The organism is Paenibacillus sp. 01T424 (assembly GCF_056398745.1).
The window spans coordinates 353,987-369,531 of record NZ_JBFTPZ010000002.1; the positions used below are offsets into that span (position 1 = coordinate 353,987).

The following is a 15,545-nucleotide window of genomic DNA, read 5'->3' on the forward strand; positions in this document are numbered from 1 at the left end:
CGTAATGCTCCTTTGCATATAGGGTTGTCCTTACTGCTTGCCGCCAGCTCTAGCATTAGAAGTCTGCTGAAATTGATGAACGGCCATTCTGAGCAGTTTAATATAGCCCTGAGCCCATGCCTTAACCTTTTCTTTCTTTAATCGACGTGCATTAAATTCCCATAAACCGCTCATCCCTTTACCTGCTCCTCCCCTGGCGCTGTCTAACGTCAGAATGATATCGAAGTGGTGCATGAGTTGATTTTCGGGAATGAAGCCTGTGCGCGAGCGATCTACAAACAAAGGCGTTATGCGGGAACTATTATGGCTCCCAAGCTCTCTCTCCACTTGATTCCAATCGTAGGAAATTTTCGTATCGTCAAACAACGAGTCGGCTTCTCGGATTAGCTCGCTAAACTCCAGCACCGTACTAAAGTCAAGCGCTAAAGGTGTGAGCCGTCCCCTTGATGTTGCAACCGGCATTACCAGATCATTAGCGCCTGACTGCTGCTTCCAGAAGAGCAGATAGATTGCTAGTGCAACGGTTGTAATGGACACGGACTCCGAATATGCCATTTCTGCCAGTCCCTCAATTAAATCGTCCTCAAGGGTGAATTGGTACGAACCATTCCGCTGCGCAGTGTATGTGTTATTGAAGGAGTCCTCACCTGTAGCAATTCCAGCGTAATGCCAAATGTGAGGAAGATTGCTTCGGGAATCAATATATTCCGCAAGCGCGGCAATCGTCGGATAATTAAATAGATCCGTCACCTTGAGTAAACCTGGGTACAGCTCTTCCAGTCGCTGGTGGGTACGGACAAGCAGCAGCGACTCTCCCCCAACATCAAAGAAATTATGATGCGTCCCAATAGCGGTTCGGCCTAGCACTTCTCCCCACACAATAGAAATGGTTTTTTCCGTTTCGCTTGCTGCCTCCACATAACGCACGCCTACATCCAACCGCTCGTCTGGTGCTGGCAATGACTTACGATCTACCTTGCCATTTGGAGAAAGCGGCATTTGATCCAGTTCCACGTAGACAGCCGGAACCATATAATCGGGTAATGTTTTAGCCAAATGATAACGTAATTGTGCAGTAGTGACTGCATTACTCGTTACGACATACGCGCATAGAAATGCGCTTTCCCCCGCAGCCCCGTCACGCTTCATGACAACGGCTTCCCTTACGTCTGGATGACCCGTAAGCGCATGCTCGATCTCCCCGCATTCAATGCGGTACCCCCTAATTTTCACCTGGTGATCCATTCGTCCCAGAAATTCGATGCTGCCATCAGGCAGCCACCTCGCAAGATCACCTGTACGATACATGAGCTCGTTAGCTGCGAATGGATTTATCACAAACTTTTCCGAGGTCAAATCAGGACGTTTCCAATACCCTCGCGCCAAGCCAACTCCCGCAATACACAGCTCTCCCGCCACGCCTACCGGTTGAGCCTGCATAACTTCATTGACCACATATAAGGAAATGTTGTCGATTGGTTTGCCAATAGGCACGCTCGTTAAACTTTGCTCTCCTATACACTCGTAATAGGACACATCGACCGTCGCTTCCGTTGGACCATACAGATTAATGAGCTTCGCAGCATTAGGTTCTCCGATTCGCTCTCTAAATCTCTCTACTTGATTGACCGTAAGCGCTTCTCCACTGGCAAAAACATAACGTAAGCTCTCAAGCTTTTTACTATCCTTAACAAGGCCCGGGTAATCCAAAAACAGATGAAGCATAGAAGGTACAAAATGTAGCGTAGTCACCGCATACTTATTAATGGCATCATATATCGCCCCAGGGTCCTTTTCTCCGCCTGGTGCAAGCAAGCATAGCTTAGCGCCTGAGAAGCTCCATAAGAACAACTCCCATACCGACACATCAAACGTAAATGGCGTTTTTTGCAAAATCACATCATGCATATCAAGTGTGTATCTGTTTTGCATCCACGTAAGGCGATTCACTACGGAATGGTGCTCAATCATTACCCCTTTCGGCTGTCCTGTTGACCCTGAGGTGTACAACACATACGCTAAGCTGCGCGATCGATGGATTTTTTCTAACGGCCCATCATTTTGCTCATGCTGCAGCGCTTCCTCTATGTTCAATCGTTCAGAGTCTAGCGACATGTTGCCGATCTGCCCGTCTAAGCCCCGAGTCAAAACAATCCTTGCTCCCGAGTCATCCAGCATATATCGAACTCGCTCTTCAGGAAGCCCAGGTGAGATCGGGACATACGCCGCTCCTGCCTTCAATATGCCGTAAATCGCAATGATCATGTCTACAGAACGCTCCATGATGACGGCTACAGTATCCTCATGCTCCACCCCATGCTTTCTCAGAGCTCTTGCCAGCCGATTAGCCTTCCCATTCAATTCACTATAGGACATTTTCCCCGTCTCATAGATCAGGGCAGTGGCATGCGGTATCCACTCAGCTTGTGCTTCCAAGTAAGACTCAACGGTCATATGGCTTGGGTAAGCGGTAGCCGTTTCATTAAATTGAACAAGTTGAATGGCTTCTTCATCCGAAGTCAGCAAGCGTATCTGGTTTAAAGAGATATGCGTATCTTTCGTAATTTGCTCCACAATTCGAATATAGTAGCTAATCATTCGGTTGATTGTTTGTTGTTCGAATAGATCCGTTGCATATTCTACAGTAAGGTCTGCACCATCCTCACGCATTGCAAGCTCAAACGTCAGGTCCAGCTTGGATACAGCGTGCTCCAGCGGCTGCGACTTTAATTGCAGCACATCAGCTTTCATTGCCGGCACATCCATATTTTGCATAACGAACATGACGTCAAAGATTGGATTTCGACTCAGGTCTCGCTTCACATCAAGTGCGGTTACACAATGCTCGAACGGCAGCATCCCATTATGCATCGCACCAAGCACCTTCTCCTTGATCTGTTTGGCAAAATGAAGAAAGCTGTGCTCGCCCGATGGCTGGCTCCGTATAGAAACGGTATTGACAAACATCCCAACAAGCGGGGCTGTCTCTGGATGGGATCTTCCTCCAATCGGTGTACCGGAGATAATATCCTCTTGCCTCGTCAGCTTATGAAGCAGCACGTGAAAACAAGCAAGCCATATTGGAAAACTAGTCATGCCAGCCGTTGCTGCCAATGACTCTACTTCGGACATTAACGAGAGAGGCAGCGCATGAATGATTTTGCTCCCCTTAAAGCTTTGTTCGGCTGGCCTTGGCTTGTCCACTCGCAAATCCAGAAGCGGCAGCGTTCCCGCCAGCTCCTCTCGCCAGTACTGCTCTTGCCTATCCCGCTCTCGGCTCTTCATAAAACCCTGCTGCCATACAGCTATGTCCTTGTACTGGACTTCAAGCGGCAGCAACGTGCCGCCTTCATAAAGCTTGGTGAAATCATGTGCCAGCACTGTCATTGAAATACCGTCAGATACGATATGATGCATATCAAGCAACAGCAAATGCTCTTGCGCGCCATTCGTAATAAGCGAAGCGCGCAGCAGCGGAGCAATGCTCAAATCGAATGGCTGAACGAATTTTTGCATGCTGCTCCATCCATCCACTTGATCCGTTTTTGTTACATCAGCTCGCACCATTACTCGCTCATGAATGCGTTGAACGGGGGCGCCATCGCGCCATTCAAAGCTTGTTCTGAGCGGTTCATGACGATCAATGAGCCGCTGCAGCGCCTCTTGCAGTCTCTCAACGTTCAGTTCACCACGCATACTGAGTGCGAGCGGCAAATTGTAGGCTGTACTGGAAGGCTTCATATGATGCAAAACGAATAGTCGGTTCTGCGCAAGCGACAATGGATAAACATCCCTCTGCTCGGCCCTTGTGATAGATGCTGCAGTCCTTTTCGGCGATCTATCAATGAACGCTGCCATCTCTTCTAGGACCGGGTAGGCGAACACATCCTTTAGTGTAAATGTGACCTCTAACTGCCGCTCCACTGCACCCGTTAACTGCGCTGCGCGCAGCGAATGTCCGCCAAGCTGGAAAAAATGATCGTCGGTGCGTACGATGCGAACACCAAGTATGCTCTTCCATAGCTCTGCTAGTCGAAGCTCCGTCTCACTGCGCGGATCGGCGCCGCCAATAGAATCAGCAAACGTCGGCTGTGGAAGGCGGCTGCGGTCTATCTTCCCGCTAGCATTAAGAGGAAAGGAATGCAGGCAGGCAAACAGGGAAGGAATCATATATTCCGGAAGCATCCCCCTCAGCCTCTCCTTCAGCTCACGTTCATTGCGTTCAAAAGAAGAAACCACATATGCACATAAGGCTGGTTCTCCCGTCCGATCCTTCACGGACATGACGAGCGCATCGGAAACCTCCTCCAGCTGCATCAGCGCATGCTCGATCTCTCCACATTCCATTCGAAATCCTCTAATCTTCACTTGATGATCGAATCGACCCAAATACTCGATATGACCGTCAGCAAGCCAGCGCGCGCGATCTCCGGTCAAGTACATGCGTTCCCCAGCAAAAAAAGGATCGGGTACAAATTTTTCCGCTGTCAATTCTTGACGGTTCAAATAACCTCTAGCGAGTCCCACTCCAGCGATGCAGAGCTCGCCCGGAATTCCAATGGGCTGCAGCCGTCGCTGCTCATCCACAACGTACAGCCGAATATTTTGAATCGGCGAGCCAATCGGAACTGATCCTTGCTTATAGTTCGCGCAGTCATATGCGCTGACATCCACGGTCGCTTCAGTCGGTCCGTATAAATTTATGAGTCGTGGACTTTCGCTGCCTGCAGAATGTTGGCTGTAGAACCCTTCCACCTGTGCAGGCTTCAACGCCTCTCCGCTTGCAAATACGTAACGCAAACCTCCGAAAGGCTTGTCCGCCTTAACTTCCGATGCATACTGGAGATATACGCCCAGCATGGATGGGACAAAATGCATGACCGTCACCGCTTGCTCACGGATTACTTTCATCATGACCTGCGGCTCCCGCTCCCCCCGCGGTTCCAGCAAGTAAACAGATGCCCCTGCAAAACTCCACCAGAACAGCTCCCACACTGAAACATCAAAAGTTATAGGTGTCTTCTGAAGAATGACATCTTGCGAATCAAGTGGATATTGATCTTGCATCCAATGTATACGGTTGATGACCGCAGCATGCTCGATCATAACTCCCTTTGGTTTTCCAGTAGAACCTGATGTATAGATGACATATGCCAAATGATGCGCGTTCACTGCAGGCTCCCATAGCCATTTCTCAGCATCATGGGAACCCTTGTCTTCAACAGCATCTATATCTATAATTTCACCATTAAACGGCAGTTGGTTCATCCATTTGTGCTGGGAACATAATATATTGGCTCCGCTATCTTCAAGAATGTACCCAATACGCTCCTCTGGAAAATGCGGATCGATAGGCAAGTAAGCGCCCCCGGCTTTTAGAATGCCTAAAATCGCTGCCATCATTTCAAAAGAGCGCTCTGCAACAATCGGGACGATTGTGTCAGCTCCAACACCTTTCTGACGGAGCAGCAGAGCGAGTCGATTTGCGCGTTCATCAAGCTCACGGTAAGTAAACATGCCCTCGTTCGATCGAATAGCTGGAGCATCAGGCGTCTTGCGCACCTGTGCCTCAAAACAGCCATGGATGGTTTCGCCACCAGGATACGGCCTTGCTGTATCATTCCATTCTTGAAGAAGCATTTGCGCTTCCTTCTTCATAATTAGGCTGAGGGAAGAGCATCTCATACCTGGCTCATCCGTCACTTGTTTCAGTACATTGAGCCAATGGTCCGCCAGCCTCATCATCGTCGCTTTATGAAATAATCGCGTATTAAACTCTAGCTCTGCTCGAAGGCCTCCGTCACCATGAGGATAAAGATCAAGTTTAAAATCCAATTTAGATGTCATGTTTTTACCTGCGCGTATAGGCTGTACCCCTACAGTGTGACCCTTTACTTCCAGATCATTTCCGATCTGGTTGTGCAAAATCATCATCGTATCGAACAGCGGGTTTCGTGAGGGATCCATCGTCATTTGCGCAGCTTCAATCATCTGGTCAAAGCTCACATCTTGATGTTCGAGTGCTGCAAGCATATGATCATGTGACGCCTTCGCAAATTGATCAAATTTCATTCCATCGCCTATTTTAAGGCGAATTGGAAGAAAATTATTGAACATACCGATCATATTAGCCGTTTCGGGATGTGATCTTCCTGCCGCTAGCGCCCCAATAATCAAGTCATTTCCACTTGTATACTTTTGAAGAAGCAGAGCGTAGGAAGCAAACAACAGACTATTTAAGCTAATATTGAGCGTATCGGATATAGATTGAAGCCGAATTGCTAGCTCTGAAGGGACATGGAATCCAAACGTCTCCCCCTCTAGCGATTGCCGTTCCCCACGCGGGAAGTCAAGCGGCATGTCGAGGCTCGGAGGTGGATCGCTAAACTCGGTCTCCCAATATCGGATGCTCTTCCGCATGCGTTCCGTATTCCCTTGGCTTGCTCTCCATACCGCATAATCCTTGTACTGAATATGCGGCTCTTCCAAGCGCTTGCCGTCTAGTCGTTTGACTAGCTCTTCAATAAGCAGACTCACCGAAATGCCATCCGCAATAATATGATGGATATTTAGAAGCAAATAAGTTTCTCCGTATGCGCTGCTGAGCAGCCGTGCGTCAAGGAGCGGTGCTTGTGAAAGCGGCAACGGCTTAGCAAATTCGCAGAACTGTTGCTCCAGGTCTATTGTTGTATCGCTTATCTCTTGAAGCTCGAACGAAGCATGCTCATGTATAACTTGACGCGCCTCACCGTCAATAAACTGGAATGATGTACGAAGCGGCTCATGCAGAGCAATAAGTCCTTTTATGGCCCGTTCCATATCCGATCGCTGAACATGGCAAGTTAAGCGCAGCGCTAGCGGGATATGATAGGCTATACCCGCGTTTGCTATTTCTTCAATAAGAAAAATACGCTGCTGGGATGGACTTAACGGGTAAGAACGAGAAATGTTTATCGGTTTTATGGGTTCATATGCCTCTTTATTTGCGCTGTCAATCCATTCTGCTTGCTCTCTAACTGTTGAACGTAGAAATACTTCCTTGATCGGCATTCGGACATGATATTGCTTATAAATTTCCGACACAAGCGTTGCAGCCTTCAATGAGTGACCGCCGTGTGCGAGGAAATGATCATTAACGCCAACAGCCTCTACCTTCAAAACCATTTCCCAAATGGTTGCAAGCTGAATCTCGGTTTGGGTTGTAGGCGGGACATAGGCTGCTGCCATTACGATGCTCAGTTTGGAAAAGTCAGGCTCAGGCAATGCGTTTTTGTTAATCTTGCCGTTAGAGGTGAGCGGGAGCTTCTCCACCCGCACGAAGACTGCCGGAATCATAAATTGCGGCAGCTTTGCTCCCAGTTCTGCTTGCAGCCGATCTATGGAAAGTTCACCATTTGCTACGATGTAAGCAGCAAGCTGTGGATCGCCGCTGCGGTATTTCAGCATAACTACTGCTTCCCTAACGTCCTCACACTCTAGCAGTTTGCTCTCAATTTCCCCCAGTTCTATACGAAATCCACGCAGCTTCACCTGGGTGTCGAGCCGATCCAAAAACTCTAGATTACCGTCAGGCAGCCGCCTAACCAAATCCCCTGTCCTGTAAAGCTTGGTTCCCTCCTTAAAAGGATGGGGAACAAATTTATTTGCAGTAAGCTCCGGCAGGTTCAAGTAACCTTGTGTTAAACCATCGCCGGCAATACATAACTCCCCAGGCACAAGTGGTGGGAGCAAGGCACCATTTTCGTCCAATACAAGTGCTTCTGAATGTGCGATAGGCTTGCCTATTGGAATTGCAGCATTGTCCTGCTCTAGCGAGTCAATCGGATAACAAGTAGCGAAAACAGTAGACTCTGTTGGACCGTACACATGAAGCAGCACGCCTGAACCGACGATCTGATAAGCTCTTTTAATATGCGAGGCTGATGCGCGTTCACCGCCAAACAATAGATGACGAAGGGAAGGCAAGTCCTTCAATCCAGAGTCAACGAATGCATTAAACAAAGCTGTAGTCGCAAAAAATACCGTAACCCTTTGTTTCTTCATCAATAAAATAAGCTGATGGATATCAAGCAAATCGTTTTCATTCACAAGGACGAGCTTTGCGCCGTTCAAAAGTGCCCCATAAAAATCAAACGTCGATCCGTCAAACGCATAATTCGATAACTGCAGCAGCGCATCCTCATTCGTGATTCGGATATAGTCAGTATCCCGAGCAATGCGAATGACGTTTCGGTGCGTAGTTAAAATTCCTTTTGGCCGTCCTGTGGAACCAGAGGTGTACATCACATAAGCTGCGTCGTCCCCTGTTACATCCACATTATAATTATGTCCCTCTGCCTGTCTCCACTCGTTCCTCATAGCATCCATGTCAATCTTATCTACTGGCCTATTCCCAGCTTGAGCAAGCTTGCCGCCTATATGGCTTGTCTGAGCATCTACTATCATTGTAGAAATATCAGCGTCTCCAAGCATAAACTCAATCCTGTCGATAGGATAACTCGGGTCGATTGGCACATAAGCGGAGCCGGTCTTCAACACAGCAAGTATCGCAACTGGCATATTAAAGGATCGATGAAGAAGCAGCGCCACACGTGAATGCGGAACTACTCCTCGATTGATAAGCCATCTAGCCAGAGCATTTGCCATTTCATTCAGCTCTGTGTAAGAGAGGGTCGCCTCATCCATAACTATAGCCGGGAGCTGCGGTGTATGATCCACCTGCCTCTCAAACAGCCGGTACAGCGAAGCATCGTTAGGGTAAGGTGCTCGACTCGACTCGCTAGTTGCCAAAATAAGCTGGCATTCATCCTCGTCTAACATAGGAAGCATCTCAACAGTCGTCTCAGGGGATTGAACTGCTGCATCAGCCAATGTTTTATAATGGCGAGCAAATCCTCTTACTGTTTCCTGACTGTACAAGTCGAGGGAATATTCAATAGATACTGTAATGCCTTCCTCCGAAGCTATACACTCCCAGGTCATATCAAATTTAGATGTACCTGTCCCTATCGGCTCAGGCTTGAATGTGACATTCGCTGTATGAAACTGTGGAATTTCCATGTTGTGCAACGTAAATACAGTGCTGAACAATGGATTACGGCCAAGTTCTTGTTTTGCCTCTGCCAGCTCTACAATTTCTTCGTAAGGGACGTCCTGATGGTCTAGCGATAACAATATTTGTTTGTTGATCTCTTCAAAGCATTGAAGGATCGAAAGCTCCTTGCCAGCCCGAAGTCGCAGCGGCACCATATTGACGAACAGGCCCACGATACCATCCATCTCCGGCCTTGTTCTCCCTGCCGACGCAGTACCGATCACCATATCAACTGCTCCGGTGTACTTGCTCAGCAGCATAAAGTAAACGGAAGTTAAAACGGTATACAACGTACCGCCTGTTCGGAAAGCTAATTGCTCCAGCTTAGCTGTAAGTGTTGCATCGAGTACAAATTTTTCAATAGCTCCCTTGTAGCTAGGAGTGAGCGGACGCCGATAATCTGCCGGGATATCGATCTCCCCCGCTCCCTCCTTGAAGATTTGCCGCCAATATCCTCTCTGTCCGCTCATGCGCCTATCTTCTGCCCTGAACCTTTTCTCCCAATCAGCAATATCGCTGTATTGAAAAGGAATTGGAGGCAGCTCAGCCCCTTCATACATCGCAACAAATTGCCCGATTAATATTCCCATCGACGTGCCATCCGTAATGAGATGATGCATATCAAATAACATCAGATGGCGGTTATGACTGAGTGTGATTAACTCCATTCGGAACAACGGCGCCTTAGACAGCTCATAGGGCTGTAGAAATGTACTTATTTTGTGCTGCATATCACTCTCAGACCAGCCGCGGCCGTCTGTATAAACAATGGGCAGCTTTACTGAATCTGCAATGCGACCGACCACGATATCATTGTCCATAACAAATGATGTACGTAGTGAAGAATGCCTGTTGATCAAGGACTCCCACACCTGCTGAAACTTACTGAGATCCAGCTCCCCCTCAATGCTTATGCGCTGCGGAAGATGATAACGAAGGAGACCTGAATTCATTTCCTCAACAATAAATAATCTCTTCTGAGTAGATGTGGCGGGATACCAATCCCTCGTGCCTCCATTTGAAATCACTTCGCACTGGCCATTTCTGTCATTTCTTTGATCTTCCCCAGCAGTCACTTCAGCGACATAAGCGGCTAGTAACCGAACAGTATGATGCTGAAACAACTCGCTCAGAGATACATTTATGCCAAACGCCGACTGCAGCTGGGCAGCTACATAAGCTGCGCTCAGTGAATTACCGCCATGCTCCAAAAAATGATCATCTATTCCAATGCGGTCTGTCTTCAGCACTTTTTTCCAAATAGACAATATGCGATGTTCGGCATCCGTTTCAGGAGCTGCAGCAGCCGACTCGGGAGCTGTTTCTTCCATAATCGCTGCCAGCGACTCCAATTCCGAAATGACTGAGGAGAATTGTCCGCTCTGCATACTCTCAGCAAGAGTGTAACGCTGAATTTTCCCAGAGGTAGTTTTCGGAATACGCTTTACTGGAACAATGAGCTCCACTTGGAGTCCAGTTTTTCGATTTAGCAATCGCTGCACGCTTTGCCTCAGCGGCACAAAACCGTTAAGCTTGCCTCGATATTGAATAAATACGGCGATCTCATCCTGCTTCGTTGCTTCATTCTGAATCGCGCTAACAGCTACTTTGCCTATTTCTGCTCCCTTTATTTCGCTTACCAGCATTTCCAAATCATGCGGGTATACGTTCTGTCCATTGACGAAAATAATATCCTTCATGCGGCCAGTCACATACAATCTGCCGTCTTGCATAAATCCAAGATCACCGGTATTCAGCCATCCGTCTGTCGATAGAATAACGGCATTCACATCAGGGCGGTTAAAATAACCCTTGGTGACATTCCTCCCTCTAATATGGAGGAGTCCAACGTAGCGATCTGGCGTTTCCCGACCAGACTCGTCGCAAATTTTAAGCTCGCATTCGGATACAGGGAACCCGAGCTCAACGATTTCTATTTTATTGGGATCATCTGCTGGAGCATCCTGAATAACATCTCCGATATTCAAGCCCTTTCGGCTTACATATAAGGTATTCAAGCTCTCCTCCACATGCGGAAATGTAACGGCCAAACTTGCTTCCGCTAGTCCATAGACGGGAAATATACATTGTTCTCTAAGCCCATAAGGCTTCATCTGTGCGAGAAACTCGCGGCAATTGCTCGCAGATATTGGTTCCGCTCCGTTAAAGATAAGCCTTACCGAGCTAAGGTCCCAGCAGGTGGCATTCTCAGGTTTAAAATGCTGTAGAAAGTGAACATAACCAAAGTTAGGTGATGATAGACAGGTAATGCGATGCTGATGCGTGAGCTCCATCCACTTCATCGGATGAAGCACGAATGTCGAGGTCGGCATCTGCCATTGATTCATAAGCCCAAGCATCGGAGTTAGATGAAATCCGATCAAACCCATATCATGCGTAAGCGGGAGCCAGCTTAAAGAGGAATCAGCCTCGGTCGACTGCGCGCCCTCCAATATCGCCCGCATATTCGAAAGTAAGTTGCCATGTGTCAAAACAACACCTTTAGGATCACCTGTAGAACCAGAGGTGAATTGGATAAATGCAACATCATCCTCGGTTGCCGCATAGACTGTTCCTTGGCGATCTATAGCAGCTGCTTCATCCAAAACATCCTTGATCGGCAGCATTTTTTTTTGCAGAAGCTGTCCTGCGGCATGTTCTTCATTTTTGAGACAATAAGCTGCAACAGATTCCCATATTTCTGGCTCGCACAGCAAATACGGATTTCCAAGTTGGCTGCTTACTTGAAGAAGCTTCTTCCTGCCTTCGTCAGTTCGTCCCGCTGTAAGTGGAACGGGGATCATGCCGCCCAATAGGCAGGCCCAAAACAAAACAAGAAATCGTTCATTATCTTCGGTCTGCAGCACAACATGCTGCCCTTTGCCAAGCCCTCTTTCCTGCAGCTGACCGAGTACTGCACCCGCTGCCTTGCGTAGTTGCCCATACGACACGAATCGATCCTTACCCGCCTCGCAGAACGTAATGCCCGCACCGCTCGTTCCGCTTGCAATGAGTACCTCTGAGAGATTTCGGATGATATTCATATAGCTCCCCCTACTTTTTGTCTGTGGCATTATACCGTTGTAGAGTGCAGCTCTTGATACTTGTCCGTCACAATCCGATTATTCTCATCCATAATGACCACATCGGGCTTGTACACCCTCGCTTCATGATCTTCCATCATGGCGTAGGAGATAATAATAACGAGATCTCCTGGCTGAACCATTCGCGCAGCCGCTCCATTTAGACAAACCATGCCTGAGCCTCTTGGGCCAGTGATCGCATACGTCTCCAACCGCGCGCCGTTATTGATATTTACAACTTGTACTTTCTCGTTCTCTAAAATATTGGATGCGTCTAAAATATCTTGATCAATCGTGATGCTGCCTACATAATTTAAATTTGCTTCCGTAACGACCGCACGGTGAATTTTGGATTTGTGAATTTCTCTAAACATAAATAACACACTCCTCATAGAATAGTGAATTTGGTTAATATACCGATAAATAATAGTGCTTTAACACAACCTTAAAGTTACTTTTATTTGTATTTATTACAAATTTTAAAATAAAAAAGACAAAGAAATCGCTCCGTCAACATGAAAGCGTTAACAATAGTTTGTTAATAACTTCTGATTGCATACGACTAAGTAGTTTTGGTTGAAGGTATAGCTTATGCGGGTTGAATATTCGAGTTAAAATAACATGTGGGTTAACTTGTTGGGGAGACTGACAAGCAAGTGATTAGCAATGAAATCATTTACTAGAAAAGAGCTGCGCAATGAAAGAGGTGTGGGAAAATGCTGTAAAGGTTTAGCTTATTTTGATATCAAAGAGCGTGGTCATCCTGACTAATTTGATACTAATATCAAAAAAATGATACTTTTTACCATTCGAACTCATACCTATAGTAGTTGGATTGCACCTATGAAAGAAAGGGGATTTTTATGTTAAAAAGGGGTGGAATTCTCTTTTTTTGATTTATATGGTCACTATTGTGATAGATTCGCGCATAATAAACGATTTCGTGTAAAACAATAGGGGTTAAAAAATAAGTTTTAGACTAACCCCATAACAAAAGCAGCGGCGAACCAAGACCAGATAAATAAAGTCTTAGACTGCCGCGGCTATTTCAACTAACGTTCTCCGTTAGTTCATGACTTTTCACTACTTAGGATGGCTTCAAATATTTTTAACCCTGTAACGTCTATCATAGTTCCTTGAGAAGGCTCTTTTTTAGTAATCCATTTTATTAATTGAGCAACATAATAATCCATAAGAGAATTTGAGAAACAAGAATAATTGGATAGCAATACAATTCCTACACGGAGTTCCTTGTTGAAAGCTAGATAACTGTTAAAACCAGCTGAACCCCCGTTATGCCAGAGGATACCTTTATCTAGAAGTTTATCCTCACCCCAGCCAAAATAACGGTTTGAATTTCCGATCCACATAGGGATATGACTTTTTTGCAGTGTAGAGGCTATCGGATTATCATCATTTAGATTGGCTTGGACAAATAAACTTAAATCGTTAACCGATGACTTAATCCCCCCAGCTCCTTCATGTATAGAGAGATCCCAGTGAGGGACTCTCTTCCCAGTTGAAGCATGTCCATTCAAAAACCTTCTATTCTGTTCTGAATCAAGTGTAACGGCTGTCTCATYCATCTTTAATGGGCCCGTTATGTATTTTTTCAACAGTTCATCATACTTGCTTCCTGACACCTTGCATAGAATATTCCCCAGTAAGCCCACACCGATATTGGAATATCCAAATGAACCAATACTATCCGTGTAGTCAGCATCAGATAGAAAAGCAGTTAAATCTTGCTCGGTATACATTGAATAAGGATTCGATCTTTTTTTAGCCAGATTGTGGTTTGTTGCCAATCTAGGTAAACCAGAGGTATGAGTAGCAAGGCTTTTCAAGGTAATCTTATTCAAATARTCGTTTTTAACGTTTGGCACAAACTTACCAACCATGTCATCCGAGGAAAGCAGTTTTTCCCGTTCCATTTCTAATAAGAGAATGGATGTGAAAACTTTGGTTATGGAGCCGATTTCAAACAACATATGCTCAGGAGGAATCGTACTTCTCTTTTGATTATTACTGAACGAAAAGTATTCAATACCGCCCTCTCTAATAATCCCGATCGCAAGATGCAAATGTTTCTTATCTTTCGTGTAATCTGAAACAAAATTATGTAAATCCTTCATAGTAACAGCTACTCCTTTTAGTTTTATGATGCTTACAAAAATCCTCGGTTGTTGAAATCACGTTAATCAACCTATTTTTGATGCTGAATTATGTACTCGTTTCCAATTCTTTATATTCCTGCTCGTTATTTCAATTAGAAACGGCAGCTGAGCATTAGACCAGCTAACGTAGTGTATTGAACAATCATTTCCCGTTAGCTTAATTATGTGATGTACAGGTTATCGTAAAGACTTCCCATAAGGTTTCAAATATTCACGCATCAGCTTATTGGATAAGGCTAGGGCCTCTTCTCGTGTTGTTGCGGGGGCAGATAGCATCTTTCCATTCTCAGTGTTCCAAACGGTCTGAAGATTTCCATCTTCGGATTCAGACTGTTGATTGGGCGTTGTTATAAGGAATGTTACTTGACTAAAGTCTTTGTTCGCGAATATAGAATGTGACTGGTAAATTTCAGCTCCTACAGTTGTTCCCCGTTCGTCATAAAGAAAATAAGGATAGGCTATTGAGCCCCAGCCGTCTCTAGAAAAATGAATTTCTATATTGCGCTGATCCTGAGGCACTGGAATTTGTTCACCTACAATTCGTACTACACCCTTAAATATTCGCTCTCTTTTCAAGCTCGTATGCACCTTGCCCTGAATTATAACAGTCGCAGGCTCTATCCCAGATTTTACATCTTCGTAACCTAACTGATACTTAACACCAATCAGCTTTACATCAATTGTGCTGGGGTGCTTCACATACATGACCCAGATTGCGCCAATGACGATAATAATCAAGCTGATTGATACAATCCATCTTTTCGTCTGCAACTAGCTTCATCCCTTTTATGGAACTCATTTACTTTCCTACCTAATTCATATGATTAATATAGTCTTAAGTTGCGCTAAACTGCCCGTTAGCTTAATAAAAAGAGCAGCCCACCGTAGCGCCTGCTCATCAAGTGTGTTATTAACTATCGTTTCCCGTTAGCTTAATAATAAATGGAGCAGATGCCCCGGCAAACTGCTCCATTTTCCGTTCAACTATCGTTCCCCGTTTGTTCAATAGTATCAACAGTTTCAGTCCGATGGTATCCTCTTGTCTATGATTCAAGCTACCACTTTCAATCCTATGATAAAATACTTATAAATCCCACTATAGCCAAACGGTCAAAGCGGATATAATCTTACTCTAAATTACTGGAGGTAGCGCTCCGTACTCGGCCCACTGCTCTTTTGTCGGGCCGTAAA

General features: G+C 45.9%; 5 protein-coding genes. All 5 read right to left on the bottom strand.

Features of this window, described 5'->3' with window-relative positions; all coding sequences use genetic code 11:
* Window positions 1–30 precede the first annotated feature (30 nt).
* Complete coding sequence (locus tag AC1DPK_RS03405) at window positions 31–12,138, bottom strand: amino acid adenylation domain-containing protein (RefSeq protein WP_477509320.1); 12,108 nt, start codon at window positions 12,136–12,138, stop codon at window positions 31–33.
* 29 nt (window positions 12,139–12,167) lie between these two features.
* The gene (gene panD, locus AC1DPK_RS03410) at window positions 12,168–12,551 is read right to left on the bottom strand and encodes an aspartate 1-decarboxylase (RefSeq protein ID WP_076270779.1); all 384 of its coding nucleotides are present in this window, start codon (window positions 12,549–12,551) and stop codon (window positions 12,168–12,170) included.
* 696 nt (window positions 12,552–13,247) lie between these two features.
* Window positions 13,248–14,312: a serine hydrolase domain-containing protein gene (locus AC1DPK_RS03415; RefSeq protein WP_477509321.1), complete on the bottom strand. Its 1,065-nt coding sequence runs from the start codon at window positions 14,310–14,312 to the stop codon at window positions 13,248–13,250.
* A 219-nt stretch (window positions 14,313–14,531) separates the two neighbouring features.
* Entirely contained in the window at window positions 14,532–15,125 is a 594-nt protein-coding gene (locus AC1DPK_RS03420; RefSeq protein WP_339209204.1) for a hypothetical protein, read from the bottom strand.
* 139 nt (window positions 15,126–15,264) lie between these two features.
* Window positions 15,265–15,408, bottom strand: coding sequence for a hypothetical protein (locus AC1DPK_RS03425; protein ID WP_477509322.1), 144 nt, complete (start codon window positions 15,406–15,408; stop codon window positions 15,265–15,267).
* Window positions 15,409–15,545: the final 137 nt, after the last annotated feature.